Genomic DNA, 24,997 nt, shown 5'->3' with positions numbered 1-24,997 from the left:
GCCCATGTTTTCCCGGGGAAATTCGTCGTCGCTCTGTCGCGAAGGTGTTTTTCTAGTATGTACAATACTTACGAGCCATAACGATTAATAGATTCGATACTTCTCTCAGGAGTGCCGAATCGATTTCGAGGTGCACGACTATGCAATCAAAATTCGGCCGGCGGATGCGCGCGGCTATCGTCCTGTATATGTGCGGGTCCCTGGCCACCGCCTGGGCCGCCGACACGACGCAGCTGCCGCGTGATGACTCCACGGGACCGGGGGCTGCTGTCGGCAACTCCGGTGCGCCCTGGAAACAGGACGTCGAGTCGGTGCGTCAACAGATCCCGATATCGATTTCGAACGCCCGTACCGAAACTGTCACTTGGGCTTGCGGAGCCGGTTATGCGGGCGCCCGCTTTCAGACGCGCCTTGTCAAGACCTTCACCAACGGTGTGTCGCAGGCGGACCCATGGTCCGATCTTCAGGGCGAGTGTGTGGCTTTGCCCTCGGTAGCGCGTGGAACTGTCCTTTACACGATGTCCGGCGATCAGGACTCGTCGCGCTACGGCTACAGGACGTGTCAGATCGGCGGCGGGTGCTGGCAGTCGACGGCGTGTCCCGCTGGGGTATTTACGCCTGTGGGGTATGGCAGCTGGCAGTCCGGGTCAGGAGAAGGCAGTCAGCCGATCATCACCTTTGTCCAAACTGCGCTCTGCATCCAGCCGTGATTTCCGATGGTAGCGTCTCTGCTCCTTGCGCCAGCCGCCCCCAGTGGACTTGATGTTCTCGTTGAGAAGCCGCCACGCCGGTCGAAAACGGCACTGGTGATGCTGTATCTGCTGGACCGGGCCGTTGGGCGTACGAATGCTGTTTCAGGGAGAGTCGTGCGCACCGCGACCAAAATGAAGCCTGACGACGTGCATAGAGTGTTGTCGTCGCAGGCAGCCGGCGGGCGGGTCAATAAGGCTTTCGATGAATCTGCCGGACCCCGAGGCGAGTTTAAGTATTGGCTAGAGCCCGACCAAGCTGCGGAGGCGAAGATGTACCGCCTCTTGAGCGGCGGGCGGCTGCCGTACAGGCATGAAGGGGTTTCCGCTGCCGACATCGCCACGCGACTCAAATTCTTGCTCTATTGCAAGGAAAGCACGTACTTGGGTGAGCACAAGATCCTTGATTCCATCATTGCCGATTACCGAGCTGCGCTGAAGCAAATATCACAGACAGACACGTGAGTCCGTTCGGACTACTCAAGGCTCGAGGGGAGACGATAGGAAATCGGCGCAACGGATAGCTGGTGTCGTACCTTGGAAAAGCGAACCAGGCGGATCCAATTCCTGGGTTAGGCGAGTCTGCAGTTGCCAAGTGAGGCCTCGATTCTTTGGCATTTTGGCGGCGCGGGGTAATATAAGGGAACATAATTGATCCCTTAAATTACAAATGAACCTCAAGCCACCCGCCGGCGGTTCCCCGCTCAAACGCCAACCGCTCCCCACCACTACGAAGCACCAATGGTCTGTGCTGCTGCAGACGCTCTTGATTGCTGGATTTGTCGAACGGTCTCGCTGGACGCGATCTGAGGCCGTCTTCCACGGTGGGACCAGCCTGAAGCTCGGTTGGGGCAGCCCCCGGTGGTCTGAGGATCTGGATTTCCTGTTGAAGAAGGACCATCTGCAGGAGGCCGAGCAGCATATTCAGAGCGCTGTGGCGTTCGCCCGCGCGCACCTGGCGCGAATTGACGCCGCGCTGCAGGTCGAAGTGAGTGGCAAGACGACCAACCGGATGGCGCGCTACGCCGTGTCAATGAGCAAGCCCGGGCTCCTTGGCAAGGCAATGGTCAAGGCAGAGTTCTGGGGCGTCGAGGACAGCTACCTTGAACGCTACCCCTCCGCCTTGCGGCTCCCGGAACCTCCTCAGGAACTGGCGCAGGCCGGCTACTTCGTCCGTGTGAGCTCGATGATGCCCATGGCCACACTGAACGCTGTGATGTGCGACAAGCTTGTGGCTGTTGCGAACCGCCCCTACTTCAAGGCTCGCGATATCTTCGACATGTACTGGATCCAGCAGGAGCGAAGCTTCGAGCGGCCGACTCCCGAACAGATGGCCAGGGATGTACTGGTTCATGCCAGCGCCTATGACGCCCCCATGGATCCTGAGCAGGCGCATGCGCCCAAACTGGAATTCACCTCCGACCAGAAGCTCGCCTATTCCATGGCTGGGGCCCTGCGGACGTGGGTAGATTCCATTCAAACGCCGGAGTACCTCGTAAAGGCTCAAACCGAGCTGAAGACGTTCCTCGTGGACTCCATGGGTGGGATGCATTTGTGGGAGACCTACTGGAAAGGCCAGGTGTCGACGATGATCGACGACGCCGGCGCGATGGCGCTGCGGTGCGCTGACGCGCTAGAGGAGATTGTTGGAGACGTTGAGGGGGATCGCTCCAGGCCTGCGCCCGCCAGGGAATCGCCGCGGGGCTGATATGGGCATTGAGACGATCCCATACCTCGAAGAGACCGAAAAGGGACCTAGCCGCCGGGTTTCGGCGGTCACGCGCCTCACAGAGCTGCCGGCGGTCTTCTCGCTGGCGGATCTCTGCCGCCTGCAAGAGATGTCCGCCGAAGCAGCCAAGGTCTGGGTCAAGCGGATGGCACGCACTGGGCTGATCCAGTTCGTTGGGCCGCGCGCCGCGCTCTACTTCAATGTTCTGCGGTACCCGAGCTCGCCTCAGGACAATCTCCTCGAGGCGGTGGGCCGCCTGTACCCGGACGCAGTGGTCCTGGGGGCGCACGTGCTCCATGCGTACGGCTGGGTAACCCAGATCCCGCAGATTGTGGATGTTGCAGTGACGCCCCGCCGCAGCATGGTGGCCATCAATGGAGTCCACCTTTGCCCGCGCCCCCGCGCTTGGTATCGAGAACAGCAGGATGCACACGCCATCCTCCGTTATGGGGAGTCGCCCTTCACCCTCGACTCGCTCACGCCGGCGGCAGCGCTGCAGGACCTTCGGGACTACGGGACCGGCGACATGTGGATTCCGGATCCGGATGATCTTTACATCCCGGAGAATGTGGAGGAAGGCGTCACGCGTCATGCCTCCGCTGGCCAAGCCAATCTCAGTGAGCCGCACGAGCTCGATGCGACCGATTCAGGTGCGGCAGGGTCGTTCGAAAGGGACACTGGTTTCTTCGACGACGACATGTCGGCATAGCGCCGCGGCAGTCGCGTAAATGCTTTGGGACGGCAATGCTGTTTGATAGTATGAATTGACCGAACAATTCATACTTTCAGGAACATTCCAGAATGATCAAAGCATGGCCCAGCCGTCTTGCCGCAGCACTGTGTTCCGCCTTCGTGGCATCCACCGCTGCGGCATTCGAAAGCCGCTGCCCGTCGCACTATGCAGGCGCGCAGCCGCCAGCCATCTTGGATGCGGCCGTCGCTAGCGGCGCGGCGGAACTTTGCTCCGAGGGATACGGCATTCTCTACTCCACCGAGGCGAAATCGCCTATCTTCGCGGCAGAGCACCTATCTCCCGAGCGTGTGCGCCGCGCCTACGACCATCAGGGGCGCTCCAATGACTTCCGGCCTGACGAGCGTGTCGCACGCCGCGCGCGCGCATCGCTCGAAGATTTCCGCGGTTCAGGGTTTGACCGCGGTCACCTGGCCCCGTCGGCGGATATGGACTCGCCGAAAGCCGACAGCGAAAGCTTTCTGCTGACGAACATCGTTCCTCAGGATCCTCATCTGAACCGAAATCTTTGGGCGGCGATTGAGAAGGGCGTACGTGCGATGGCCAAGCATCGACAAATTTACGTCGTCACAGGCGTTATCTGGGAGCCGCACAACGCCCAGACCGTGGGACGTGGTCGAGTCCGCGTGCCGGCGTATCTGTACAAGGCAGTCTATGAACCGTCCGCCCGCGCGGGGGCCGCATATCTGGTCGCAAATGCACCCCACCAGGCTCATCGGGAACTTAGCCTGGCTGAGTTACGGGCGGTCGCAGGCGTGGACCCATTCCCGGGGGGCGGCGACCTAGCTAAGCTCCGATTGCCGCGCCCCCGATACTGAAGCCGCGCCGTTTGGCATTGCCGCACCCCGCCCGCTTGTATGCTGACTTCAGTTTAGCGAGCAGGCGATTTGCGACGCTCTACCGTTTTGAACGCGACACTGCCGTGTCGTGCGACGAGCCTAATATCCCACTTGTCATTGCTCAGCAGTGGCGCCGATTCGCCCTTCCAGTAGTAAGGAGGGGGACCTAGCCGGTGCCGTAGTTCGTCTGAAGCTTCCTGGATCAAAGCGTGGTCTAGGAGATGCTCGAAATACTCCGGGGTGGCTTTAAACTCCCAGTCGCCCCATTGCGCCTGAAGCTCCAGTCCGAGCCTGATCTTGCCACAGCGATAAAGGCACTCTTCGATTTTGGACTTGGACATCTTCAGTTCAATCTCAAAGGGCTCTGGATGCATTTGAGCGTCGATCCGAGGAGTGCCGCGATTCATATCGACATAACCTATTGGTTCCCAATCGTCCGCCAGTGCCCGTAGGACGTGCTCATAGGCGCTTAATTCCTCGTCCCAATCTCGGGTGTAGAAATTGGGAATGGAAGTGGGGTTCAATACTCGTAGGTCGCTTGTTACACGCGTCCTTCCATCCTCGGCAACGACTTCAAGCTCCCATTCGAGATTGTTTACTGCATTGGTCGTCCAATGCAGGTAGAGGCGAAGCATTTCTCCCTCTTTGGTGGAGTGAGAATGTCTACCATGTCCCGTGGCAACAACCCAGATGGACGACTCATGTTCAACCTTGGTACTGGGATGGCGCGCCGTGATTTGTACGTTCACCTCACCACGGTGCATCTCACCCGGAGCCTTATGGAACGGATGGTCGCTTGGAATGCACTCCGCCCAAGCGTCTACGATCTGTGCCGCGCGTCGCCGAACCTTGGCGCTGTCGGGAAGACGGAGGCTGTTTGGGCGGTCCAATGTAGTAGGACGGCTCATCGTGAAAGCGGGCTCATCCATGGCACTCTCTGTGAGCGCCTTGATCGCGTTCGCAAGAGTGCTTAATGCGAACTCCTTCGGGGTCTGTGGGACCGAACCCGGACGATTGAGCAGAATTGCCGATGCTTTGAGCACTAGCAGGGCGTCGCGAATACTGACGCTGTCTAGGTCAGGCAGATGGTTCCAGAAGACCTCGTCGAATTGGATCGCGGCGATGTAGGCCGCACACGCACTAACTTCTGGGTCGGTGACGGCCATGTGCGCCGCTTTTTCGCGCACCCGCTTCATTTGCTTCAGGTCGTCGGGGGTGAACTCGGACTCCAATACGTCAACCTTGATGCCGCAATCATTACAAGTCCAGATCCCATTGGAATGGTGGGAAATTAGTTCGAGAGCCATACCTATCGGAGCCGGCCGCGGCCCATTTTCCGCTGCAGCATAGATGTGCGACGCTCTTCCCAGATTGGCGCTACCAACGTCACCGTTTGGTTTGGTTTTGATGCACGTAGACGGTCTTAGGCAGCCGCGAATTGAACACAGATAGCCGGCCGCTTTCGCAATATGCTCTCGTGTGCTCGGGCTAAAATCCTTTCGACGTTTAGCGGCGCTATTGCGCTTCGGCTTATTGTCACGAGTCAATTTCGACATACTCTTAACTTTAGGGCTATGCGTGTGACAGATCGAGTTCCATGAGATGTGGAATTTCAGCCGATCAAAGACCCGCCTCATTGTTCCAAACTGCCTGGAAGCAGCGCGCCAATGGCGCCGAATTGCGGCCAAGTGTACGGCATGCGCGAAGTGGCGGCTCAGAGCGGTTTCGCCGAGCTGTAGACGACCGCGGTGGGATTCTTTCCGAAGGGCGACTATGAGCCCACCTAGCAACATTGGAGGACGGACGTGCGCTACGGGCTGGGCTGACCGCAGATATTCGCTATTCTGAAGCGCTGCCGGCTAGGAACCAGCTCTGAACGACCTGCACCGCCTCCCCATTGAATACCATTGAGGAGGAGAACCGAAGGAGCGTCCACCCCAGCGCGACCGCGCTGTTGTACTTCTCCAAGTCCCGCTTGTATCCTTGGGGGCGCACGTGACGCCCTCCGCTATGAATTCCCCCTTCAATCTCGACGGCAAGGCGTCTACCGCAGGGCAACTTTGGCCATGCGAAATCGAAACGGAAGGCCCGGTTTGGATGGAACCGGAATTCGCGTTCAGGAGCAGGCAGACGCAGCGCGCGCAGCTGCAGGACAAACTCCTCCTCCCCCTTACTGGGCGAACCGCGGACGGGGCCGGATTTGGCTGTGGCGGTGGAGTTCCCCGAGCTGGGCAGGACGCCCTTCGCCCGCAGCTGCCGGACCAGGGGATGGTCTTTGCCAAGGGCAGCCAGTTCGCGAGCCGACAACTTCATTGGGCACTCCAGCTCTGCAGCTTGAAGCGGTCACCAGGAAAGCCGAGGGAGAATTCCTTGCCGATCTGGAACCCCGGCATCCGCTGGAACCGTTGCGCGCCCCCGCGGAGGTATTCTGCGAAGAGTTCGAAGATCATCCAGCGCCGGTCGAGCACCTCGGCCGCCATTGCCGTCTTTGCCGTACCGCCGAAGAGGTCCAGAACCAGTTGGCCAGGGAGAGACAAGAATTCGATCAGGAAGCGCGCCAGGGCTAGCGGCATCATCGCGCCATGGATTGGTAGGCCCAGCCCGGCGGCGTCGCGCCGATACTGACGCGTATCGGCGCAGGCGTGTCCGATCGGCAAAACATTCTTTGGGATGCGGCCCTCCGTCTCGTTCATGTATGAGCTGGGCCTGAGGCGATAGGCGCCATCACCGTACACGCCAGTGCGCGGACACGCCCCAGCCTCCTGCACCTGGCGCAGCCATTGCTTGTGCCGATCCGAGTGCGGCTGCAGCACTCGGCGATTGTCGCTGTAGACGCGCGAGGAATCGGTGGTGAACCAATAGACCGGCTCGTAGCTGGTATTGAGTTGGACGCGCCGCTTGCTCGCGTATTGGATCGGGCCCGGCGGCTTAGACGGGTTGTGCCAGATAAGCGTGTCCATCAATTCCAGGCCGAGACGGTCCACTAGGGCCAGAACAAGCCTTTCCTTCGCGACGGACCTGGCGGGTGAACCGGGCACGAAGCTGTCATTGGTCAGGTTCAGACAGATCGACCCGCCGGGAGCCATCTGCGCGACGATTGGCTCCAGGGCGGAGCAGATGAAATCGACATAAGCTTGCTCTGTGAGCGGATTGCCATAAGCGCGTGGCCGCCTGAGCAGGTAGGGGGGGCTGGTCACAACGAGGGAGATCGGTTCACCGAGCTGAGGGAAATTGCGCGTGCTGTCTCCCCAGATCGCGATGCCGAGGTTCGTGGAGAACGCCACCAGTCGTTTGCCGGCCGGCGCGCTGGTCAACCCGTCCTTGTTCCGTTGAGCCAGATTCCACACGCCGCGCTGGCCGGGCCTACGTTCCAGGAGGCCAAGGTGCTTCATTGTCTGCTGCACCCACCTTACCGAGCGCTTGAAGGGGCTGTGCTGGCCGCCGGAGATTTCAACCGTACGGTTTGCGTCCGTGGCCGCCACGCCGGCCCGACGAGCCACGGCCTGGTACAGGTCGGCATTCAGGAGCGGCTGGTCGCCTGCAGCCTCGTAGGAGGCAAGCACGTGCTGGAAGAGGTCGAGCTGCTCGGAGCTATGGCACTTGCCGGGCAGATGGGCCTTGCGAGTGCTGATGGTCATTGGGCAACCTCAATTCGGTCGGTGCACGTCATGCGCGCCAGGTTCGAGGTGCGGACCAGGGCGAGCAGGGCGCTCGCGCAGCTGGTCGGCGTGAATCCGGCCGGGTCCATCCCGACCACGCGCTGCGCCACCGCTTCCAAGCATGCGCGCCAGACTTCACCCAAGGTTTCCACATCGATGCTAACGAACGCCGGCGGGTGCAGGGGCTGCGTTTGGGCCAGGGAGTGGCCCTGGAGAGGCCGGAACGTGGCGCAGGCGTCGCGGGCGGCTAGTTCGCTCGAGACACGCTCAGGCTGTTTGAAGCCGTCGGCAGCCGAGAGCTGGTAACCCAATTTGTAGATCTGCTCCACGATGCAGTTGGCAAAGATCACGTGGGTTTCGTCTTCCGGCACAGTGCGGCCGGCTGCCAGCGCTGCAAGGAATACAGCCTTGGGCGTTAGCGGGGAGACGGGAAGGGGGGCTGTCATGAAGGTGCTCCAGGTGCGTTGCATGATCTGAGAATCACAATACGCACCTGAGCACGCGTGCCAAAACTTTTGTCGTAGCTGATTGGGCAGATGTTGTGGGGCCGGTCGAACGAAATGGATGGCCGCTGCCCTAGTGATCAACTTGCGGCGTGCGAAGCCGGTGGCCTCACTCCACCTCGTGGGTATCGAAGGGAGCGCCGCAGGCTTCGGCAAGTTCCGAATCGGTCAGCTTGCTCAACCGATTGATGATCGCCATTCGCAGCTGGTTGCCCGTGACGTCTTCGCCGTCGGATTGGCTGGATGAGACTTCGAAGCCCACTGAGTATGCGTGGCTATATCGGATTGTCATGGTTTCCTTTTCCTTCGTCTGTCTGGCTCGCCTCTTGGCCGGGCGAGAGTGGTTGATGGTGAGTCCAGTCTACGGATGAGGCACTCATCGCCAAAGGATTCCGGCCCGGCTCCACGCTGGCGCCCAGCGAAGGGGGGCGGCTAAGCGCGACTTAAACGCGCGGTATTCACCCAACGTCAAAAAGCTCAGGCCGCCCCGGACTCGAGAATCGTCATCCCCGAGGGGGGGATGTAGTCAGGATGAAGCACCATAAACGCGCAGTCTGTGAGCTGCGTAAGGTCGGGTTTGAGGTACTCGTTCGCTGCGACCTGCGAGTCGCCGTCCGCGATAGACCGCTTTCTCGCGGCGACCCGGAGGGCGGTCTCGTCGTCAACGCGAACGCGGATTGTGAGGGTGATCTCGGTCATGTCTTTCTCGCTCGTCGGCTCGCTACTTGGGGTGAGGATTCTGGGAATCACCGCCCGGCGTGCCTTGCGGTCGATGATGTCCCATGAATTCAGTCTACGCAGAGGGGGGGATGCGCCAAAGCTCCACACAGATAATGGGACTGAGCGAAGGGTCGGGCGAAGCGTGCCGCGAACGAGAGAGCGCTGCTAGACGCAGGGCTGGCCGCGCCGGTTGAATCGCCGTTGAATAGCCTCCATCAAGGGAGCTGCCACTTCGCTCGAGACTGTCAGAGGCCCGAACATCTCAGGGTCAGAGGCGCGCTTTACGGCGACATTGCCGGTTGGCCATATGCCAACGAATTGAACGCGCGCGCAGCCGTTGATAACGCGCGGAACCTCGAAGATTTTCCCTGTCGCGGCGGCGATCTGTGCTTGGGTCAACATCAGCTGCTCCTGGATATCTGATTCGAAACCTCGATCGGCGGAACGGAAAGGCCCGTGTCGCCGGCGAGCCGTGGGCTATTCGTGTTCGAGCTGGATCGGTGCCCACGGGCCGTCGCGGCCGGTCACCAGGCTGAAAGCCCGGACCAGCAGGGCATTGGGACGGTCGTGGTTAGGGGCGCATGCCGGGTAGAGGGCCACCCCGTAGCGAAAGAACCCATCGGTGAAGAAGACGGGATGGTCACCATAATGTTGAACCGAGTCCCGCAATAGAGTGGCCATTTCGGATCCCTTCAACGTCTGACGGTTGAGGGCATTCTGCGGGGCATCATTGCCCATGGTGGACGTAGGCATCACTACAGCAGAGAAGTCGCGGTATCCCGCCAAGGATGCGCGCAGGTTGCCCAGCGTGGTGCTTCCACACACAAGAGAACTGAGGCCTGGGCGCTGGTCAAGAAGACACTGAATTGCGGCTCGGCATTCTCGCAGCAACGTCGCCTGATCCTGTTCCAAGGACGGCGGGGTATCGGGAGTGGACATTCTTTACCTCGTTGTGTTGTTGGGGGAGATGAAACCACTCTACGCAAGTGGCCAAGCGCGCGAAAATTTGCGCTGATTCCCCCCAAATGGCCTAGGTCACTTCGATTCCATCGACCTGGATGAGGTCGGCGTCATCGTCAGCACTCACCTCGGCGGCGATGGGGCTGCCATCCGGCCACTTTCCAAGCGTGACCGTCTCGCAATCCAGCGAGTTCGCGAGCATCTTGCGCGCCTCAGCGGGGCAAGTCGCCCGAACTCGAATGGAAGCGAAGAGACGCACATCGAACATGTACTCGTGACCGACCACCGGAGCATTCCCACATTGACCAGGCCGGGACAAGTCGCTTGCCTTTGCGGCACAACGGTCGTGGGAAGTGTCGCCTTTCGATGCGCTGGAATAGGAATGGGCGGCTTGCATTTTCATGTCCTTGAAGGGAGTTTGGGAGTGCGGGCTGCGTGCGGGATGTCTTCTGCACATGCCGGCATGTTGATGGAAGAGGGGGCGACCGCGGTCTACGCGGCCGTCGCGCCTGCTTCTGTGCACCACACGCCGCTCCGGTGGCGGCGTCGCGGGTGCGCAGGAGGGTTACTGGGGAGTGGCGATGATGTCGAGGGTTCCCTCGACGTCGGTGAGGTGCCGAGCGGCCATCCCGATCGCTCCCGCGGGGCTTTTCGCCTTGACCGTGTCGAAAGTGTGAAGACTGCCACCGTTGATTCGGTACTGGACAATGTAGGTCTGCATCAGGTTCTCCAAATAGCCAGCACTCAGTCTACGGACAGGGCATGCACTGCCAAAACATTCCGCGTGGGCTTGGAAGGACGGCGGAGCGCTTGTCGGCTCCGCCGGAGGAACTCAGGCACCGGTTTAGGCGGGGATAACGACGATGACGGTGTTCACCATCGTTCCCGATGATTTGAAGCTCGCCTCGGGTAGCGGCTCTGTCGACCCGCCTTTCTCCTCCACCAGGTCCCGAAAGGACACGGTGAGGCGATTCAATGGTTGTGGCTTCCGCCGGCCGATCCTCACGCGGCCAGGCGTTCCGCGATGTGTCGTTCGTGAGTGAAATTGGCCTCGATGAGAGCCTTGGCAACCGGGGGGCACACGCTATTTCCACACATTCGTACCTGGTCGGTCTTTGTCAGCGGAATTCGCGGGATCAGACGGGGGTCACCAGGTACTTGCTCTCCATTTACAAAGAGCAACTTCGGATCGGGGATTTCGTCGATGACATAGTCTGCCGGGAATCCTTGGGCCAGATAGAGCTCGCGCGGGACCAGCATGCGTAGCGTGATATCGACCAGGACCCACCCATCCACGATGATGAGGCCACACTTTACGGGGAATTGCTCCGGAAGGTACTTATGAAAATATCGAGCGCAGCGTTTCGCTTTAGCCAGCATATTCGCGGGCAAGGAGTCTTGACGGATCTGTACCGTTTCGACGAGGCCGACGCGATCTTTCGTCGTCAGCGTATGCATGGGGTCGGCGGCCGAAGCCCACTGACCGCCCTCGCCGTAGTACTTGATCAGGTGGGCAGCCACCAAGCGCTGTTGCGAGCCAGAGCCCATAAGCGTAGACAGAGGGGCGTCCAAGGAGCGTCCGTTCCCTTCGTAGAATCCGCCATTTGCCTGTTCCAGGCAGGCCGCCACGATCACCTGCTCGCCACGGTTGGCCCCCGTGACTGTGGGGAGGGGGGCGTCAGGTCGTGTCCCGGGGCGATGGCCATGGTGGGTCAAATGGGTCAAATGGGCCGCAACCACTGAGCGCCTTTGATGAGAAATGTCGGTGTGCGGGTTAGCACGCAAGGCGGGCACATTCAGTTCCCGGCCGGATCGTGGGTCAAGCTCAAGCCGAACCAGATGAGCGCTGGATAGAGCGTGATGCGTTCCGCCCGCAGAGATCGTAGAAACTGGGCTGCGCGCGCTATCGCCCTGCAGGTGAGCTTCCTGGGTGCCACGCAAGGGGGCGATCATGGGCGCAACAAGGTCGCCAACACGCGCGCCGGTGTCCTGCGGAACAATGAATGGACTTGGGTTGGCCAGCACGTGACGCCAAGTTCCTTTCGCGACGCGGCGTAGTGTGTTCTCCGCAAGAGGGCGTTCGCGCTCGAACATTGAAGTGGCAGCGATACTGAAGTCGATACACTCTGCAGCTGCGCGCCAGGGGCGTAACAGTCCTTGCTTGACGGCGGGAGAGTCCGGTGCACCATGAGTAGCATCCGGCCAGACAATAGGACGTCCATCTCTGCGCGCGACCAGAAAGAGGCGCTTTCGAATCGTTGGAGTGTCATGGTCACTAGCGCGCAGTTCCCGCCACTCCACGGTATACCCATGAGCGCGCAGTTGGCGGATGTAGCTTTGGAACGTTTTTCCTTTGTGCTTCGGGTCGGGATACTGCTTGCCATCCTCTTTCCGAATCAACTTCGACCAGCTCGTCATTTCGACCACGTTCTCGAGCAGAACGACTCGGGGCTTGCACTTGGCCACCCATCGCAACGCGATCCACGCGAGACCACGGATATGCTTCTCGACGGGGGTACCTCCCTTCGCTTTGCTGAAGTGCCTGCAATCAGGGCTAAGCCACACCAAACCTACAGGGCGGTTACCCGTCACCTTGATGGGGTCGATGTCCCAAACCGATTCGCAGTAGTGCTTCGTCCAGGGATGATTGATCGCGTGAAGGCAAATGGCCGCTGGGTCATGATTGATTGCGATATCGACCGGCCGCCCGAACGCCTGTTCGAGACCCTCGCTTGTGCCGCCACCGCCGGCGAAGTTGTCGATGATTAGCTCGTCACCGAGGTCGAGCGAGAGGTTGGGTTTAGCCCAATGTCGCTCATCGCGTTTCGAACGGCTCGGCTGGTAGTTCCCGCGCGCGCGGCGGGAGCGTCGTGAGTCAAAATGCGTTGCCTTCGTGTCCAGCTGGGGAATGCCGCCGGAAAAGAGGCTGTTGGAGGCCCCTGCATTGGTCACGCACTTCATGTCCGTGCCTCCTGTGCAGCCGCACCCCAGAGGATGTGGGGTTCTTCGAGTCGATGAATCGCTTGGGGGGAAAGCGGGGGCACGGCAGATCTCCAGGTTGATGGATTGGTATGGATCAGCCTATCGAAGCGGCCATCTCGGCGAAAACTTTGCCGTGGGGAATTGCGGGTGCGCCATAGCCAAGGGTACGGAGGAGATGCCTGGGCGTTATTGGTGGCTTTCCTCGAGCGCTTCAAGATCAGGCAAAGCCTGCTCTGGTGCGCCGTTCGAAGCCGCCGGGCAGTGCTGAATCATTGATGGCGAAAATGCGCGCAGGGAGCCATCGCGCGCTCGCAGTACTACCTCGTGGCCGACAAGGTGAGGGAGTGAGATTCTGGCGACGGCCTGGCCTTCAACGCCCGCCCATTGGTCACCGGGCAGCACGCGGTACCAGACGTCGCCGGCAACGGCGTCGATCACATAGAACTGCGCCAGCGCGAGCGCCGACGCTGGATTCATGCGGTATCGCCTTGTCACGGCCGTTCGGCTGCGCGAGTGGATTCCTGGGCAGCCTCAAATGCGCTGACATCTTCGGGCGTCACGACGACAGAGCGCTCAGTGCCAGGTACTGGAACGATCCAACGGCCCTTCTTGGAGCCCTTCGTGGCAGGTCGAAACTCGCAGCCTGTCAGTTTCATCGGGAGGGCTTCCTTGTTCGGGTCACCAATTAGCTCGCCGCGGTAAAAGTAGAACGCGACAGAAAGTGTCTTTCCGATAGCGCCTTCGAGCTTTTTCCGGGCGGCAGCCCCACTGGGCTGGCGCTCGAAGATGGCCTCCCTCGCTACATCTGGCGCGAGGTAGTCAAGGGTTGGGTCATCTGGCATGAGGTCGCAGTCATTGGACGATTCACTGCAGGTGCGTATATCGAGGCTAGTCATGATCGATGTCAGCAATGGTTGTGGATCAGTCGCGCGCGCCGCCGTGAGCGTCGACCAGTTCGGTGAGCATGCGGTTGTACTCTCCGCTCATGAGCGTGAAGTTCGAAAGGAAACGCTCCTCTTCGTTGTCCGCCTGTTCCTGGTTTTCCCGAAGGACGTCCAGGGGCCTGATCGATTTCAGGACGAAGTTCTCTGTCAGCACGAAGGAAATGCGGTCAGCCCAAGTCATGGCCAGGCGCGTGCACTGCTTACCGGACTGAATGTGGCGGCGGGCGTCGTCGGCGTCAATCGAGTGCTTGACGTAGCGGATGGCAGCGCCGCTCTCCCCCGAGGACCGAAGCTCGGTGTCTTGGTCGATGGAAAAGTTGGGGGGCGCTTCGTCTTCCGCTAGCCAACCTGTCATGGCCGAGGCAGGTGATTGGGCGACGTAAAGGTTCTGGATTGGGAATGGATCGACGCACTTGGCCAAGAAACCGACCACTTCGTCAGCTTTAGAGGAAGTGGCGGTGTCGATGGCCATCCAGCGGTTCTTGAGGTCGATCCACACCTGCGTGTCGCGGTGAACAAGGAATGCCTTCGGCAAAAGCTCGTCGTGCACGCGCTCGGTGATTTCCTTGCGCTGTTTTTTGCCGGGGCGATAGCCCTGGCGCTCCGTGACCTCGTCGATGCGAACGGCCGCGACCTGATTCACCACCGTGGACGGGAGCAGCCGCTTTTGTGCGCGAAGCGCGAAGAGGATCTGGTCGCCACCGCTGGTCACGCAAAGTTCGCCACCCTTGCGGGGCGGGACCCATCCGAATTGCTGCATTTCCAGACCAGCCTCCGGGAGGCCGTGTTGGCTGAGGCGTTCCTGCAGCTGCTCGGCGTTGATAGTCCATTCTGGGAGCAGTCGATAGAGAGTCAGATTTTTGAACATTGGTTCGGGGATATGGTCGATTCAGGAAAGGGGGGCGTTTAGGCGGCGATGCGCTGTTCGGGGGGCGCTGCAGCGGGCTTGCGGGAGGGCAGTGAATGCCGCGTGGAGTTGGATGCCGAGGGGTGGCCGCGTCGCATCTGGCTTTTCTGGCTTACCGCCTTCACTGCTACAACGCGGCCCCCGACCCACTGGACCACCAAGTCTTCCTGATTGAAGTGCCACACGGTATTGATGGCCATGGACATTGCTGTTCTCCGAAGGGGGGGAAAAATTTTAGGTTTAGATATGAATCAGTATAATGATTCATACTAATAAATCGCAAATATAAACGGAGGCCCTTGTGAGCCTGGGGCAAATTTTTCAATTCCGAGATGGCACTCGGCCGCTGCGGCGCGCAACAGTGACGGCGGCGGTGGCTGGTCTGGCGATGGTCGGGACGTTTTTAGCTGGGCCTGTCCTCGCTCAGACGGTCGAGCTGGAAATCTTGTCGTCGTCCAATGCGGAACCCTACCCCAAGCCCATTGCGCGCCAGCAGCCGGCCGACGGCCACTTGCGAGAGGTGACCCGGTTTGGCTCGGCGATGGGCGCGGCCGAACGCGAAGATTTCGTGCGTGAGGCACAGGATCTGCTTCGCGGCGCGCTGGCCAGCTACGCCCTGAAGGAGAGAGCCCCTCTGCAGGCGCAGGTGTTTGACATCGAGCACCCGTTGCTCGGCCGGGCGCTGAGCACCAGCACGGGACGTCCGCTGTCGAACTTCTCCAACTACTTCATGGCCATGCAGTTCTACCCCCAGGTGGAGGTGAACAAGGTCCGCATGCCGTTCTGCTTCATCCTCTTCAATGGAAGCCGCGCCGGCACCCTGAGCAGCTCACTGTTCGAAAGCCGTGCCGATTGGCTCGCATACGCGGTGATGCACGAGTCTGGCCACTGCTTCCTGGCCCATCAGCGCTATCTCGGCCGAATCGGACCGATGAGCGGCCGAGAAGAAGAGGCGTTCGCGGATATGTTCGCAATGGGCTACGCGCTGGGCAGCGGCAATCCCCGGGCGGCCAAGGCCATCTTGAAGCTCCAGGAGGCGCTAACTCCGACCACAGCAGAAAACGACCACTACGAGCCTGCTTCCCGGTCAGCCTTCTTGCAACGATGGCTCGAAGCGCCCCCGGCCCCCCGCGATATCTACGACCTTTTCACCGTCACGGCCTCGGCATTCGACGCCGTGAAGCCGCGCTGATCCCTTCCGCCATTGCTTGGAGCTCCTCGAATGTCTGCCAGTCACGCGAATCACCAGTCCGAAACCAGCAGCGCCGCCGGCGGCGCCCGTATCGCATCCACCCCGTTGACCTCGCTCAATGAGAGCCAGCTGCCCTACGGCCAAGCGTTCTGCCACTTCACCCGCACTCGCCACGATGAACTGGACTGGAAGCCCGAGGCCATAGGCCTTGTTCGCCTCTGGATGAAGGGTGTGCAGGATCTGCAGGTGAGTGATTCGGGCCTGGGGCTGCTGACGGCGTATGTTCGCTTGGACGCGATCCGCAACACCGGTGCGGTCCAGGGGCTGCTCCCGGCCAGCGTCTCCGATCGGATGAATGAACGAGTGAAAGAGTGCTTTCGGCAGCAAGGACGTCGGCTGGCCAGCGACTCTTCCCCGGATTCGGTCTTGATCGAAGCAAGCGTGAGCCTTGGTGACATGGGCAGCCTGCGCACACGCGGCGCCACGGTTCACTAGGACACCCTCAAATGACGACGCCGATTACATTGGCCGCAATGGCCGTCGTGGGAATTGGGGCAGGGGAGGCAGTTTTGCGCCTGCGCCAACGCATGGAGCGGATTCTCGACGCGGAATGCTATCCGGGGGCGACGCTGCAAATGCTCTTCGCCGGCGGCTTTCGCCCGGTGGCTGGTGGGCTGGCGGTGCGCGCGACCCTGCTGGCCATCTGGATTGCGTGTGCCATTGCCCCGCTGGCGCCGGCGAACACCGTGGCCCTTGCCTTCTTTCTGACCATGCTGGCGGCTGGTGCGTTCGTAGACGCCAATTCCCAGGTCCTCCCAGACGAGATCACTGGATCACTCGTGTGGGGAGGACTGATTGCACAATGGGCGGGCATTGTGCCCTGGGGAGGTTCCATCGAAACCGCCGTGATCGGCGTAGTCGCGGGCTATGGGGCGATTTGGCTGGTTACCGCGGGCTACTGCGTCTGCCGGCGCATGGCGGCCATCGGCCACGGAGATCTCAAGATGATCGCCGGCCTGTCGGCGTGGCTCGGTGTGGGCGAATTGCCCGCCGTCATATTGGGCTCGTGCGTGTTGCAGGTGTTCGCGCAGCTGGTCATGCGCCGAGGTGGAACTATGGCGTTTGGGCCGGCGCTGGCCATTACCGGTGCCATCCTAGCCATCTTGAAGCTGGCCGGTATTGAATTGCCCTTCCTGCGGTTGCTATGAGGGCACTGGCCTGGATCCTGGCTTTAGTGATTGCGGCGGCCGGCGCCGGCGCTGCGGCGCTGGTTGTGTATTCCCTGGCCACTGAGCGCCCCCCGGACCTGCGGACAGCAGATCCGGATTCCCTAGGCCCGTCCGATGAGCAAGTCCTGCACCTCGACCCTAACGCGGGTCTGGCTGGCGGACAGTTGGCCCCTCTGCGGCCGAATGAGCTGCGGCCGCTCGAGGCCAATGCGGGGGCGCGGGATCTCGAACTAGGGCAGCCGGCCTCGCCGGCGGAAAGCTGGCTTATCTCCAGTGCTTATGGGGATGGCCAGGCGGCCGAGCGGTTGGCCAAGGCTCTTCTCGCCAAGGGCGCCCCCAATGACCGCATCGCGATCGTGCGTCGCACCGACGCGCAGGGCAGCGTGGACTGGCGAGTGGAGGTGGGGCCCGTCACCGCCGACCAGGCCGTCGAACTGCGGGCGCTGCTGCAGGCGAATGGGCTTGAATTCGACTTAGAGTAGGACGGCGGCCGGCGGGCTGCGTCCCGGCGCCATGGCACACCGGCCCTGGCGCCAGGTTCAGTCAGTAATCCAACCCGGATGAGTTCCCGCGCTCTTCCTCGTACGCATCGTGAAAGCGTTGGGTCTGCTCACGATCAAAGCCCATGTGGCTCAGCAGATCCCTGACCGACACGTTGTAGCGGTAGGCCAGCTCAGCGGCGGTCCATACCGCCACGTCGGGGTTCGCCATCTGGATGGACAAAGACTCGCTGTAGCCCATGATGAAACCGAGCGTGTACTCAGCTGCATAGGACGACATTTCGAACGCATCTGGCTCGAGGTCCGCGGCCATGCCGGCCCGGTAACCCGTTTCGATTGCCGAAGGGATGGCCATTACTTCACCTCTTGCGGGTTGAATTGTTGAGTGGCGGGGTTGTAGCCCGCGCGCATTGCCTGTAGATAGTAGGCTTCCGCCAACTTCAGATTGGGTTCGACCACACCAGAGAATTCATCAGGCGCATCGCCCGCCGGCCGCGGCATCAGGAATGACACCAAGATGAGGGCCGATGGACCATGACCTTCAGCGGCCGCGCTGCGGTACAGCTCGAACGCTTGCCTCCGATCGCCCGCCTGCATGGAGAGTTTGGCGCCAAGCGAATAGAGCTCCGCGTACGAAGCGGGCTCCAGAAAATCGACTTTGCCACTGCGCACCAACGCGAGAAGCTCAGCCACGAGCGAACGCGCGCGCGCGCTGTCCTCGTCACACCCCCAGCCGTTGAATAGCGCGTGAGCCAGTGACAACTTGGAGAACTGGCAACCGTTGGCCACTAGCGCCTCAAGGATTCGCACGCCTTGCTGAGGAGGCAGACCTCTCTTCATATTGATCAGGCGGACTGCGAGTGCCCCGGCGTAGGTTTCGATGAGTTCCAGCTGCTCAGACGGGTAGCTGCTGAACGAATCGACAATGCTGTCGGTTTCCCCCAGGGTCGGCACGCGGCCCGACTGCTCCAGGTTTCTGAGCAACTTGAGCCCCCTGAGCTGGCTCTCCTGACTGGGGTCGCCGGCAGCGATCAAGTCGGCGAAATCATCAGGATCGGAACCGAAGTCCGACTTAATGCCATGGGCGACCAGGTCGTTCAAAATGAGGATCTCGGCCTGGCAGCCGGTGTACAACTGCTTGCCCATGCGGCGCAGCCGGAGTCGCGCGACAAAGCCGTGCACATCCTCGTCTTTGGGCTCAGCAAAATCGCCCCCGGCGGAGTCGTCGACTTCTGCATCTCCGTAGAAAGAAGCGCGCAGCCAGCCGCCAACTTTCTGGGGCAGGGGGCCGATCTTGGCGACCGACAGGGTCTTAGGCACCACATTCAGCTCGTGTTCCTCGTCGCCAAAAACCTCGCCCGGCTTCGGCCGGGGGTTGAGTGCCTTGTTGATTGCCTCGCAGACGATCGTCTCTTGGACGTCCGCGAAAAATCCCTCCAGCGAGTTGGCCGCGACGAGCTGGCGGTCAGGGAACTGCTTCATCAAGTCGTTGATCGCGCCCTGCAGGAGGAAAGCCAATCCGGCCGTATCAATTTTCTCGGCCAGACCCAGTTTATCGATGCGGGGCTGCACGATCTTGGAATCGAACAGCCAAAGTTGCGCCATCTTGAAATCCGCCGGCTCGGTCTTGTCCTTGACCGCCGCGGTGTACGCCGCGTAGCTGGCATAGCCACGGGCAGCGGCAACAAGCTCGAGGACGGTGGGCACCGAAATGGCACCCCTGACCTGGGCCGACAGTTTGTCCGCGATGTCGCGGGCGAGAATGGTATTGCGTGCCTGAATAGGCGAGGGTTTGCCTTGCATGATTTCAACTTCCGTACGTGTGCTGGAGAAGTCGGTCGTTTAATTCGCCAGCCGTTGGAAAGGGAAACCACGGGCAAGCAGAGGCAAAGCAGAAGCAGCGTTGGCGCCGACGAAACGGTACCTAGAGGACTCTGAAAGTCGACCACAACTTGAGAGCCCAGCGTGTCCGAAGCGCCCTCTGGCGGCGGCGGACTGGAGGCCGAGGGCTTCGCCGGTGGCGATGTCTCAGGCCCGTGCTGCGGATCCGTACTCTACAGGCCTTCCCAAGGCAAGGCAAGGCTATCCAACTGGGGCGGGACCCGCCGGCCGGATGGCCGGCTCGAGGCACTGGCACACCAGGTGCGGCGCCTGCAGCTGATCTTGCTTGGGCGGAGATCCCACCAAGCGCCGGCGCGTGGGCGCAGCAAGCGAGATCACTACCCTTCGTTAACAGCCAGGCGACGAAAGCCAGCCTCAGGCCTTGCGGGGGGAGATCGCCCTCTCTAAAATTCATTAAGGTTCGTTAACAGCCATGGAGCTTGGCCCCGATGACCCACCCTGAACGCTCGAGAGACTCCCTGCCCAGCCTGACCGGTGACCTCCTGCATGGTTCGCTCTCGGCATGGGCGGATTCGCCCAAGGACGCATTCGAAGTTTGGATGGATTCGCGCCGTTTGGCGGATTCATCCAGGGTCGTTTACCGCTCCCAATGGGCTGGATTCATCCAATACCTGGATACGCACGGGGTCGGATTCGACCGGGTGGATTCGACCCTTATCCGAACCTACCTGGAAGGTACCGACCTGAAGTTAGAACAGCGTGAACGCATTCACCGCTTGATCGAACGCGCCTTTAATGCCATTACCAGCACCCACGTCGCCGCCACCAACCCGGCGGCATCTGCCGCCGTGGCCAGGCGCCATAGCTGGCGCCTCGCAGAGCGCAACGACGATACGGACTTTTTGGACGAGTCCGACCACAAGAGCGCGATCGATTGGATCGGGTCCGCCCAGGCTCCTCAGGTAAAACGGCCTTCAGCGAACTCTGGGGTGTCCAGGGGGCGCGCTCCGCGCGCCTGGGTTTTCAGCAGAAACAGAGCGGCATGCGCAGTTCTTCTCTCAGGGGGGCTCAAACCGTCCGAGCTCCGCGAACTGGCCGTTAACGAAGTTTATTGTTCTAGTCAGCAAGGGCAGGGGACGGGCAGTGCATCGAATGACATTCAGAGGCGTCTGCTGGAAGTCGAATCCAGCGAAGATTCGAGCTCCGTTGAGGTAACGTCGGCCGATGTCATCCCGGCTGTTAACGAAGAGTATTGTTCTGATTCCGGCGCAACTCTCGAGCTGATTCTACTGGTGCGCGGCACGTCGACCACCCGAGAGCGGCGTTTGCGCCTGCCGGCGTACGCGTCCGAAGCGCTGACCAGGTGGATGATCATGCTGCGCGCCACCGCTCCGGGCGCCGGCGCCGATGGTTTCCCGCTCTTTCCCCGCGGCACCGCCGGCGGCCAGCTCTCCGTGCGATCCGTCGAGTACCTGGTGGAGGGCTTTTTCGAAGGCTTTGCGCGCCAGGGTGACGCCGACGACAGTCGGATCACACCTCAGCTGCTTCGCAACAGCTTCGCGGCCGACCTCTTCGCGCGCGGCCTGCCGAGAGAAGACGTCCAGGAGCGTATGGGCTACTTCCTGGACGATTCCGCTTTGCGCCTGCACACCGCCTGGCGCATTGCCACTGGCCGCAGCGAATAGCTAGCGGAGCCGCGTTTCGAGAAAATAATTCATTGTGATGAGTCATAATTACGATTCATTATTACAATTAACGGAAGTGGGAGTATGCGGGCACCGATAGCCAACGACACTTTTTCCCTGCCTTTACGGATCTGATACCTCAGGAGACCTTGACCACATGAAGCCGTCCGCATACTTCCTACTTGGCATCCTCATCAACTTCGCCGGATTGGCTCATGCCTTCGATCGAACGGCTCCCTCGACTTCACAGAATGCAAAGGCAAATATGACTCCATCTTCTATGCAATCACGTGAGCAGGGTAATCCGCCCAAGACGGCACTCGATGACCCTGAATGGACCGTGCCCGCGAGCTACATCACAGAAAATCGCCCACTCCAACAGATCAGCAAACTCGCGGTCAATGGGGCGGTGGATGTCGTGTTCCGCCGCAGTTCCACACCAACGTTCTATGTCGCAGGCGAGACCGCCGAAGCCGTGGCCTCAGTCAAGACCCACTACGAGGGAGATCGCCTGATCATTGAACGAGAGGGTTCTACCTTCAATTTTTCTGGTGGAAGCGTCACGATCAATGGATCCGGTAACGTCGTGGTCAACGGAACGCGAATTGGGTCGGCGCAGCAGGGCCATGCTGCAGATAGCAAATCGACCACAGTCATCAGTCAAGGAAAAGTGATCGTTGGCCTCGGCTTACCTGAGGCCCCCAGCATCAGCCTCCAGGGCAACGGCGATATTGGCCTAATCGACCTCAAACAGCATGCCCTGGCAGTCAGCATCAAAGGATCGGGCAACGTCACTGCGTCTGGAACGGCAACCAGCCTTTCTGTGGACGTTGCCGGCTCCGGCGACGTCGATGCTCGAGATCTCATCACGACCAACGCAAGTCTATCGATCGCCGGTTCGGGGGACATCGAAGCCTTCGTCCGCTCCTCCGTGCACGCACGCGTTGCTGGTTCGGGCGATATCGTCGTCCTCGGAAATCCCCAGCAGCGCGACCACAGCGTCGCTGGATCCGGCAAGGTGAAATTCCGCTGACTAGGTTCGCACTTGGGCAGGGGCGACTTACCTCGGCCTCTGGCCGGGTCTCGTCACCATGGCCCGCACGCCACGCAGCCTCAGGTGAGCTGGCGCACGGGCAACCGAGGGCAAAGCCGGGTCCGGCGACGTCCATCTCCAAATCACCCTAGGAAATACAACCAAATGAGAAATGTCCGTCAACTTGCGCAGTCCTTTCGCGAACGTCATGCGCGGTACCGGGCGATCGAAGCTCAGATGTGGCGAGTCTTTTGCGGCGAGAGAAAGAGCTGGGTTTGTACGGGATGGATCTGGGTGCGATTCGGCATTTATTTGATAATTGGCGCGTTCGCGGGCCTGGGATTGGTACTGGCGATGGCACCAGGCGTGTCGATCGACGCGTTCGCTCTTCCTTTTTTCGTGCTGTGGCACCGAGCTCCTGCGCTCCTCCTCTTGATTGCGTTTGGAGCGTTTTTGGCCTGCGTCTTCTATGTGTATGCGCGGGTGGGGATGCGCATGGCGGAGGACGCATGGGGCAATGGTGCTTCACATGCGGGAAACCAGAAGTGAAGGGCATGTTTTGCGAATTCCCGGCCGACCTCTTCGCGCGCGGCCTGCCTTGGGGAGACGCCCAGGATCGCATGAGCTAGGACCTTCAACGCCGTTCGGTCATTTTCTACCTCCCTTCTCGAGAAGATCCTGTTATGCCTCTCTTTCTGATTGCTACCCTGGTACAAGTTGCTGCACTCATCTTCATTGCCATCGGGCCGGGCCCCTCGAGCGAGAGAGCTGAACAGGTCACCATGGGCGTGAGGAACGTCACGCTCTATATCGCCTGGACGCCATTCATCTTCGTCTTGGCCATCTCTATCTTTTCGGGGATTGCGCGCGCCGTGAAAACGGATGCCCATCAGGCAACAGGTCCCAATCAAGGCGCATCCTCTATGGTGGTTCTCGGGGTGTTCCTGGTGCCAGCCATTACGATCACCGCGGCCATGGCCCTCTCCAACTGGCTATTCGGCTATGGCAAGTTCTAACTCCGAGCGTCCCACCGGGGGCGACTGGATGTCGCTGGCCTTGATCTTCGCGATCCCGGGCGTCACGGGCTATGTGGCCCACCTGGCCTCTGGATCTGGCGTAGCGACCATTGCGGCAATTGCTGCCATGATGACGCTGCTGGGCGGGATCTTCTTGAGATTACGGTTCCTGGTCACAGTGTTCCTCATCGGCGTCGTCGGTTGGTTCTTATGCGCCCCCGGCGTATTCATGGCAGATCCAGGAGCATCCCTGCTGGAGCCGTCTCAAGGGGGCGTCATGCCAACGGTGAACGGCCTGCTCCAACTGCTCATGCTCCTGTTGGCCCACGCCATCACCGCGGTGATGGTCTTTTCTGCCGCCTACGCTTTGAAGGCGATCATCGCCAGGATGACCCTAAAGGCGCGGGCCTAGTACTGGCCGAGCCGCTCCTACGCGCGCGGAGCAGTACCTGCCGCGCATCGGCGCATGGCGCCCGGCCGAAAGTGGGCGCGAGCGGGTGCCGGCGGGGAGTAGGGCGGGAACCGGTAAAGCAGACCCATGCGCGCGTCGTCGATCCTGGCGACGGCGCGGCGCCGCACTACTTCTTCGAGAATGGATTCGGGCCCGAGTCGGCATCAGGATAGATCACCTTCATTCCCTTGAAGTCATCGCCTTGCCCAGCAAGGCGGCCGGTTCGCAAAATCCTATGGGCGGTCCCGCCCAATCTGTTCCCCACACGGTCAATCGGTGTGACCGGGCCACCTTGCGAAGGATCCACCCCCTTCGGAGATGCCTGCACATCGGCACCATCCGCTGTATCCGCCTGCGCAGATGCACCTGCGCAAACGTTCACCAGCTCCGCAATCCCAGCGAGAAAGGCAGCTGGGGGGCGCGCCATCTCGGTGACAAGCTCGCCGCGAGAGTTCGCGAGTGCAATTGCTCTATGCTCCGGTAAGCACACGGACAATACCTGGAGCGGGGTGGAGAGCGGAAGTGGGTCTGCAGCAATTTCCCTGACGCTCTGCATTACCCGGTCCTGAGTGCCCGCCCGTGCCCCGAACAAGAAAAATCGCGCAGACAGACCCTCACTTGGCCATGCAGCTAAACGCCACTTCACGGCTCTGCTCTTTCCTGCGGCCGTCGCGTTTGTGGGCAAGAGCACGATATCCGCCATAGGGCCGACAATGGATTCAGCGCCGTTCGGAGGCAAGTCAACGAGGACGAAGTCAAAATTACCTCGCAAGGATTCGACCTGCGCCGCAAACTCGGGTAGCGTCAACCTCTTTAGCGTAAACGGTAACGCGGCCGCTTCTGACGCGCGGCCCAGCTGCCAGCTGGCGGCCGATGCCGGCCCCTGGTCGAGGTCCACGAGAAGAACCCGATTTGAGCCCGCGGCGCCGCCGAGTCGAGCCAACTGGGCAGCTAGGTTCAACAGAATGGTCGATTTTCCTGTTCCCATCCCGGTAGAGCCGATTACAACAATCCGTCCTCGAGAATGCTGGCTGGGCACCTCGGTGCCAACACGCTGCAGCAGCTCGTGGTAGTTGCGAACGCCAAATCGTTGCGCAGCCAGCGCATTCAGATGTTGGGCATGGGTAAGGGAGGGGTCACGCCTACGGGCGAGTTTGGCGTCGCGCTTCAGCGATTCGATCGCCAGGGCATTGATTTGCATCATCGTTGTCACCTCGTCGGGAATTTCTGTGGCCCGCTCCGAGAAACCGACTTCGGTTCCAAGGATGATTGATTCAAGAAGATAGTGCGTCAGCTTTGCCATCGC

32 protein-coding genes are annotated in these 24,997 nt (G+C 60.7%); 14 read left to right on the top strand and 18 right to left on the bottom strand.

Features of this window, described 5'->3' with window-relative positions; all coding sequences use genetic code 11:
• The first annotated feature begins 140 nt into the window (after nucleotides 1-140).
• The 5 genes from AXYL_RS33530 (at nucleotide 141) to AXYL_RS33510 (ending at nucleotide 4,047) form a co-directional block, all read left to right on the top strand.
• Nucleotides 141-710, top strand: coding sequence for a hypothetical protein (locus AXYL_RS33530; RefSeq protein WP_013397268.1), 570 nt, complete (start codon nucleotides 141-143; stop codon nucleotides 708-710).
• Nucleotides 711-809: 99 nt separating this feature from the next.
• Nucleotides 810-1,214, top strand: coding sequence for a hypothetical protein (locus AXYL_RS33525; protein WP_041657748.1), 405 nt, complete (start codon nucleotides 810-812; stop codon nucleotides 1,212-1,214).
• A 205-nt stretch (nucleotides 1,215-1,419) separates the two neighbouring features.
• The gene (locus AXYL_RS33520) at nucleotides 1,420-2,457 is read left to right on the top strand and encodes a nucleotidyl transferase AbiEii/AbiGii toxin family protein (RefSeq protein ID WP_013397266.1); all 1,038 of its coding nucleotides are present in this window, start codon (nucleotides 1,420-1,422) and stop codon (nucleotides 2,455-2,457) included.
• Nucleotide 2,458: 1 nt separating this feature from the next.
• A complete protein-coding gene (locus AXYL_RS33515; RefSeq protein WP_013397265.1) occupies nucleotides 2,459-3,187 on the top strand; it encodes a hypothetical protein in 729 nt (242 codons plus the stop codon).
• Between the two features lie 92 nt (nucleotides 3,188-3,279).
• Nucleotides 3,280-4,047 (top strand): DNA/RNA non-specific endonuclease, encoded by a 768-nt coding sequence (locus tag AXYL_RS33510; RefSeq protein ID WP_013397264.1) that lies wholly within the window; start codon nucleotides 3,280-3,282, stop codon nucleotides 4,045-4,047.
• A gap of 53 nt (nucleotides 4,048-4,100) precedes the next feature.
• On the opposite strand, the gene AXYL_RS33505 is transcribed toward AXYL_RS33510, so the two are convergent.
• From AXYL_RS33505 to AXYL_RS33445, 15 genes are all read right to left on the bottom strand, one after another.
• Nucleotides 4,101-5,375: a hypothetical protein gene (locus AXYL_RS33505; protein WP_041657744.1), complete on the bottom strand. Its 1,275-nt coding sequence runs from the start codon at nucleotides 5,373-5,375 to the stop codon at nucleotides 4,101-4,103.
• A 532-nt stretch (nucleotides 5,376-5,907) separates the two neighbouring features.
• Nucleotides 5,908-6,381: an endonuclease domain-containing protein gene (locus AXYL_RS33500; RefSeq protein ID WP_013397262.1), complete on the bottom strand. Its 474-nt coding sequence runs from the start codon at nucleotides 6,379-6,381 to the stop codon at nucleotides 5,908-5,910.
• A complete protein-coding gene (locus AXYL_RS33495) occupies nucleotides 6,378-7,706 on the bottom strand; it encodes a site-specific DNA-methyltransferase (RefSeq protein WP_013397261.1) in 1,329 nt (442 codons plus the stop codon). The genes AXYL_RS33500 and AXYL_RS33495 overlap by 4 nt, the downstream gene beginning before the upstream one ends.
• Complete coding sequence (locus tag AXYL_RS33490) at nucleotides 7,703-8,173, bottom strand: hypothetical protein (RefSeq protein ID WP_041657740.1); 471 nt, start codon at nucleotides 8,171-8,173, stop codon at nucleotides 7,703-7,705. The genes AXYL_RS33495 and AXYL_RS33490 overlap by 4 nt, the downstream gene beginning before the upstream one ends.
• A gap of 166 nt (nucleotides 8,174-8,339) precedes the next feature.
• Nucleotides 8,340-8,522, bottom strand: coding sequence for a hypothetical protein (locus AXYL_RS34670; protein WP_013397259.1), 183 nt, complete (start codon nucleotides 8,520-8,522; stop codon nucleotides 8,340-8,342).
• A gap of 185 nt (nucleotides 8,523-8,707) precedes the next feature.
• Nucleotides 8,708-8,929, bottom strand: a complete 222-nt coding sequence (locus AXYL_RS33485; protein ID WP_013397258.1) for a hypothetical protein — start codon at nucleotides 8,927-8,929, stop codon at nucleotides 8,708-8,710.
• Nucleotides 8,930-9,115: 186 nt separating this feature from the next.
• Entirely contained in the window at nucleotides 9,116-9,352 is a 237-nt protein-coding gene (locus tag AXYL_RS33480) for a hypothetical protein (protein WP_013397257.1), read from the bottom strand.
• A 75-nt stretch (nucleotides 9,353-9,427) separates the two neighbouring features.
• A complete protein-coding gene (locus AXYL_RS33475) occupies nucleotides 9,428-9,889 on the bottom strand; it encodes a hypothetical protein (protein ID WP_148260774.1) in 462 nt (153 codons plus the stop codon).
• Between the two features lie 91 nt (nucleotides 9,890-9,980).
• Nucleotides 9,981-10,307 (bottom strand): hypothetical protein, encoded by a 327-nt coding sequence (locus AXYL_RS33470; protein ID WP_148260773.1) that lies wholly within the window; start codon nucleotides 10,305-10,307, stop codon nucleotides 9,981-9,983.
• A 168-nt stretch (nucleotides 10,308-10,475) separates the two neighbouring features.
• On the bottom strand, nucleotides 10,476-10,631 hold the full coding sequence (locus tag AXYL_RS35120; protein WP_013397254.1) for a hypothetical protein: 156 nt from the start codon (nucleotides 10,629-10,631) through the stop codon (nucleotides 10,476-10,478).
• 281 nt (nucleotides 10,632-10,912) lie between these two features.
• A complete protein-coding gene (locus AXYL_RS33465) occupies nucleotides 10,913-12,871 on the bottom strand; it encodes a DNA cytosine methyltransferase (RefSeq protein ID WP_013397252.1) in 1,959 nt (652 codons plus the stop codon).
• A 207-nt stretch (nucleotides 12,872-13,078) separates the two neighbouring features.
• Nucleotides 13,079-13,369, bottom strand: a complete 291-nt coding sequence (locus AXYL_RS33460; protein WP_013397251.1) for a hypothetical protein — start codon at nucleotides 13,367-13,369, stop codon at nucleotides 13,079-13,081.
• Nucleotides 13,370-13,383: 14 nt separating this feature from the next.
• Nucleotides 13,384-13,788 carry a hypothetical protein gene (locus AXYL_RS33455; RefSeq protein WP_013397250.1) on the bottom strand — a complete coding sequence of 135 codons (405 nt, stop codon included), beginning with the start codon at nucleotides 13,786-13,788 and terminating at the stop codon, nucleotides 13,384-13,386.
• A gap of 25 nt (nucleotides 13,789-13,813) precedes the next feature.
• Nucleotides 13,814-14,704 (bottom strand): recombination-associated protein RdgC, encoded by an 891-nt coding sequence (locus tag AXYL_RS33450; RefSeq protein ID WP_013397249.1) that lies wholly within the window; start codon nucleotides 14,702-14,704, stop codon nucleotides 13,814-13,816.
• 38 nt (nucleotides 14,705-14,742) lie between these two features.
• Nucleotides 14,743-14,949, bottom strand: coding sequence for a hypothetical protein (locus tag AXYL_RS33445; protein WP_013397248.1), 207 nt, complete (start codon nucleotides 14,947-14,949; stop codon nucleotides 14,743-14,745).
• A 95-nt stretch (nucleotides 14,950-15,044) separates the two neighbouring features.
• Between AXYL_RS33445 and AXYL_RS33440 the strand changes: the two genes are divergently transcribed.
• From AXYL_RS33440 to AXYL_RS33425, 4 genes are read left to right on the top strand one after another with little or no spacing between them, the layout of a single operon-like run.
• Entirely contained in the window at nucleotides 15,045-15,935 is an 891-nt protein-coding gene (locus tag AXYL_RS33440) for a hypothetical protein (RefSeq protein ID WP_148260772.1), read from the top strand.
• A 30-nt stretch (nucleotides 15,936-15,965) separates the two neighbouring features.
• A complete protein-coding gene (locus AXYL_RS33435; protein ID WP_013397246.1) occupies nucleotides 15,966-16,430 on the top strand; it encodes a hypothetical protein in 465 nt (154 codons plus the stop codon).
• A gap of 11 nt (nucleotides 16,431-16,441) precedes the next feature.
• Nucleotides 16,442-17,143: a prepilin peptidase gene (locus tag AXYL_RS34175; protein WP_013397245.1), complete on the top strand. Its 702-nt coding sequence runs from the start codon at nucleotides 16,442-16,444 to the stop codon at nucleotides 17,141-17,143.
• Complete coding sequence (locus AXYL_RS33425; protein ID WP_013397244.1) at nucleotides 17,140-17,646, top strand: hypothetical protein; 507 nt, start codon at nucleotides 17,140-17,142, stop codon at nucleotides 17,644-17,646. The genes AXYL_RS34175 and AXYL_RS33425 overlap by 4 nt, the downstream gene beginning before the upstream one ends.
• A gap of 61 nt (nucleotides 17,647-17,707) precedes the next feature.
• Here AXYL_RS33425 and AXYL_RS33420 read toward each other — a convergent pair whose 3' ends face one another.
• Nucleotides 17,708-18,019 carry a DUF2623 family protein gene (locus AXYL_RS33420; protein WP_013397243.1) on the bottom strand — a complete coding sequence of 104 codons (312 nt, stop codon included), beginning with the start codon at nucleotides 18,017-18,019 and terminating at the stop codon, nucleotides 17,708-17,710.
• Nucleotides 18,019-19,467, bottom strand: coding sequence for a hypothetical protein (locus tag AXYL_RS33415; RefSeq protein WP_013397242.1), 1,449 nt, complete (start codon nucleotides 19,465-19,467; stop codon nucleotides 18,019-18,021). Before AXYL_RS33415 ends, AXYL_RS33420 begins: the two co-directional genes overlap by 1 nt.
• A gap of 527 nt (nucleotides 19,468-19,994) precedes the next feature.
• Here AXYL_RS33415 and AXYL_RS33410 point away from each other — a divergent pair.
• The 5 genes from AXYL_RS33410 to AXYL_RS33390 all read left to right on the top strand — a co-directional run bounded on the left by AXYL_RS33410 (nucleotide 19,995) and on the right by AXYL_RS33390 (nucleotide 23,652).
• A complete protein-coding gene (locus AXYL_RS33410; RefSeq protein ID WP_013397241.1) occupies nucleotides 19,995-21,191 on the top strand; it encodes a site-specific integrase in 1,197 nt (398 codons plus the stop codon).
• Nucleotides 21,192-21,348: 157 nt separating this feature from the next.
• Nucleotides 21,349-22,224: a GIN domain-containing protein gene (locus tag AXYL_RS33405; protein WP_013397240.1), complete on the top strand. Its 876-nt coding sequence runs from the start codon at nucleotides 21,349-21,351 to the stop codon at nucleotides 22,222-22,224.
• A gap of 165 nt (nucleotides 22,225-22,389) precedes the next feature.
• Nucleotides 22,390-22,773 (top strand): hypothetical protein, encoded by a 384-nt coding sequence (locus AXYL_RS33400; protein WP_041657723.1) that lies wholly within the window; start codon nucleotides 22,390-22,392, stop codon nucleotides 22,771-22,773.
• A gap of 134 nt (nucleotides 22,774-22,907) precedes the next feature.
• Complete coding sequence (locus AXYL_RS33395) at nucleotides 22,908-23,240, top strand: hypothetical protein (protein ID WP_013397238.1); 333 nt, start codon at nucleotides 22,908-22,910, stop codon at nucleotides 23,238-23,240.
• A gap of 28 nt (nucleotides 23,241-23,268) precedes the next feature.
• Nucleotides 23,269-23,652, top strand: coding sequence for a hypothetical protein (locus AXYL_RS33390; RefSeq protein ID WP_013397237.1), 384 nt, complete (start codon nucleotides 23,269-23,271; stop codon nucleotides 23,650-23,652).
• Nucleotides 23,653-23,818: 166 nt separating this feature from the next.
• On the opposite strand, the gene AXYL_RS33385 is transcribed toward AXYL_RS33390, so the two are convergent.
• On the bottom strand, nucleotides 23,819-24,994 hold the full coding sequence (locus AXYL_RS33385) for a hypothetical protein (RefSeq protein ID WP_013397236.1): 1,176 nt from the start codon (nucleotides 24,992-24,994) through the stop codon (nucleotides 23,819-23,821).
• Between the last annotated feature and the right edge of the window lie 3 nt (nucleotides 24,995-24,997).

The sequence above is a fragment of the Achromobacter xylosoxidans A8 genome, assembly GCF_000165835.1.
In the GTDB taxonomy this organism is placed as follows: Bacteria; Pseudomonadota; Gammaproteobacteria; order Burkholderiales; family Burkholderiaceae_B; genus Achromobacter; species Achromobacter xylosoxidans_B.
This window is presented reverse-complemented; position numbering and strand designations above follow the sequence as displayed.

What these genes read in the sequence shown, in the direction of transcription:
- AXYL_RS33530 (WP_013397268.1), top strand. Translation starts at nt 141, where the DNA reads ATGCAATCAAAATTCGGCCGGCGGATGCGCGCGGCTATCGTCCTGTAT.
- AXYL_RS33525 (WP_041657748.1), top strand. Translation starts at nt 810, where the DNA reads ATGCTGTATCTGCTGGACCGGGCCGTTGGGCGTACGAATGCTGTTTCA.
- AXYL_RS33520 (WP_013397266.1), top strand. Translation starts at nt 1,420, where the DNA reads ATGAACCTCAAGCCACCCGCCGGCGGTTCCCCGCTCAAACGCCAACCG.
- AXYL_RS33515 (WP_013397265.1), top strand. Translation starts at nt 2,459, where the DNA reads ATGGGCATTGAGACGATCCCATACCTCGAAGAGACCGAAAAGGGACCT.
- AXYL_RS33510 (WP_013397264.1), top strand. Translation starts at nt 3,280, where the DNA reads ATGATCAAAGCATGGCCCAGCCGTCTTGCCGCAGCACTGTGTTCCGCC.
- AXYL_RS33505 (WP_041657744.1), bottom strand. Translation starts at nt 5,375, where the DNA reads ATGGCTCTCGAACTAATTTCCCACCATTCCAATGGGATCTGGACTTGT.
- AXYL_RS33500 (WP_013397262.1), bottom strand. Translation starts at nt 6,381, where the DNA reads ATGAAGTTGTCGGCTCGCGAACTGGCTGCCCTTGGCAAAGACCATCCC.
- AXYL_RS33495 (WP_013397261.1), bottom strand. Translation starts at nt 7,706, where the DNA reads ATGACCATCAGCACTCGCAAGGCCCATCTGCCCGGCAAGTGCCATAGC.
- AXYL_RS33490 (WP_041657740.1), bottom strand. Translation starts at nt 8,173, where the DNA reads ATGACAGCCCCCCTTCCCGTCTCCCCGCTAACGCCCAAGGCTGTATTC.
- AXYL_RS34670 (WP_013397259.1), bottom strand. Translation starts at nt 8,522, where the DNA reads ATGACAATCCGATATAGCCACGCATACTCAGTGGGCTTCGAAGTCTCA.
- AXYL_RS33485 (WP_013397258.1), bottom strand. Translation starts at nt 8,929, where the DNA reads ATGACCGAGATCACCCTCACAATCCGCGTTCGCGTTGACGACGAGACC.
- AXYL_RS33480 (WP_013397257.1), bottom strand. Translation starts at nt 9,352, where the DNA reads ATGTTGACCCAAGCACAGATCGCCGCCGCGACAGGGAAAATCTTCGAG.
- AXYL_RS33475 (WP_148260774.1), bottom strand. Translation starts at nt 9,889, where the DNA reads ATGTCCACTCCCGATACCCCGCCGTCCTTGGAACAGGATCAGGCGACG.
- AXYL_RS33470 (WP_148260773.1), bottom strand. Translation starts at nt 10,307, where the DNA reads ATGCAAGCCGCCCATTCCTATTCCAGCGCATCGAAAGGCGACACTTCC.
- AXYL_RS35120 (WP_013397254.1), bottom strand. Translation starts at nt 10,631, where the DNA reads ATGCAGACCTACATTGTCCAGTACCGAATCAACGGTGGCAGTCTTCAC.
- AXYL_RS33465 (WP_013397252.1), bottom strand. Translation starts at nt 12,871, where the DNA reads ATGAAGTGCGTGACCAATGCAGGGGCCTCCAACAGCCTCTTTTCCGGC.
- AXYL_RS33460 (WP_013397251.1), bottom strand. Translation starts at nt 13,369, where the DNA reads ATGAATCCAGCGTCGGCGCTCGCGCTGGCGCAGTTCTATGTGATCGAC.
- AXYL_RS33455 (WP_013397250.1), bottom strand. Translation starts at nt 13,788, where the DNA reads ATGACTAGCCTCGATATACGCACCTGCAGTGAATCGTCCAATGACTGC.
- AXYL_RS33450 (WP_013397249.1), bottom strand. Translation starts at nt 14,704, where the DNA reads ATGTTCAAAAATCTGACTCTCTATCGACTGCTCCCAGAATGGACTATC.
- AXYL_RS33445 (WP_013397248.1), bottom strand. Translation starts at nt 14,949, where the DNA reads ATGTCCATGGCCATCAATACCGTGTGGCACTTCAATCAGGAAGACTTG.
- AXYL_RS33435 (WP_013397246.1), top strand. Translation starts at nt 15,966, where the DNA reads ATGTCTGCCAGTCACGCGAATCACCAGTCCGAAACCAGCAGCGCCGCC.
- AXYL_RS34175 (WP_013397245.1), top strand. Translation starts at nt 16,442, where the DNA reads ATGACGACGCCGATTACATTGGCCGCAATGGCCGTCGTGGGAATTGGG.
- AXYL_RS33425 (WP_013397244.1), top strand. Translation starts at nt 17,140, where the DNA reads ATGAGGGCACTGGCCTGGATCCTGGCTTTAGTGATTGCGGCGGCCGGC.
- AXYL_RS33420 (WP_013397243.1), bottom strand. Translation starts at nt 18,019, where the DNA reads ATGGCCATCCCTTCGGCAATCGAAACGGGTTACCGGGCCGGCATGGCC.
- AXYL_RS33415 (WP_013397242.1), bottom strand. Translation starts at nt 19,467, where the DNA reads ATGCAAGGCAAACCCTCGCCTATTCAGGCACGCAATACCATTCTCGCC.
- AXYL_RS33410 (WP_013397241.1), top strand. Translation starts at nt 19,995, where the DNA reads ATGACCCACCCTGAACGCTCGAGAGACTCCCTGCCCAGCCTGACCGGT.
- AXYL_RS33405 (WP_013397240.1), top strand. Translation starts at nt 21,349, where the DNA reads ATGAAGCCGTCCGCATACTTCCTACTTGGCATCCTCATCAACTTCGCC.
- AXYL_RS33400 (WP_041657723.1), top strand. Translation starts at nt 22,390, where the DNA reads ATGAGAAATGTCCGTCAACTTGCGCAGTCCTTTCGCGAACGTCATGCG.
- AXYL_RS33395 (WP_013397238.1), top strand. Translation starts at nt 22,908, where the DNA reads ATGCCTCTCTTTCTGATTGCTACCCTGGTACAAGTTGCTGCACTCATC.
- AXYL_RS33390 (WP_013397237.1), top strand. Translation starts at nt 23,269, where the DNA reads ATGTCGCTGGCCTTGATCTTCGCGATCCCGGGCGTCACGGGCTATGTG.
- AXYL_RS33385 (WP_013397236.1), bottom strand. Translation starts at nt 24,994, where the DNA reads ATGGCAAAGCTGACGCACTATCTTCTTGAATCAATCATCCTTGGAACC.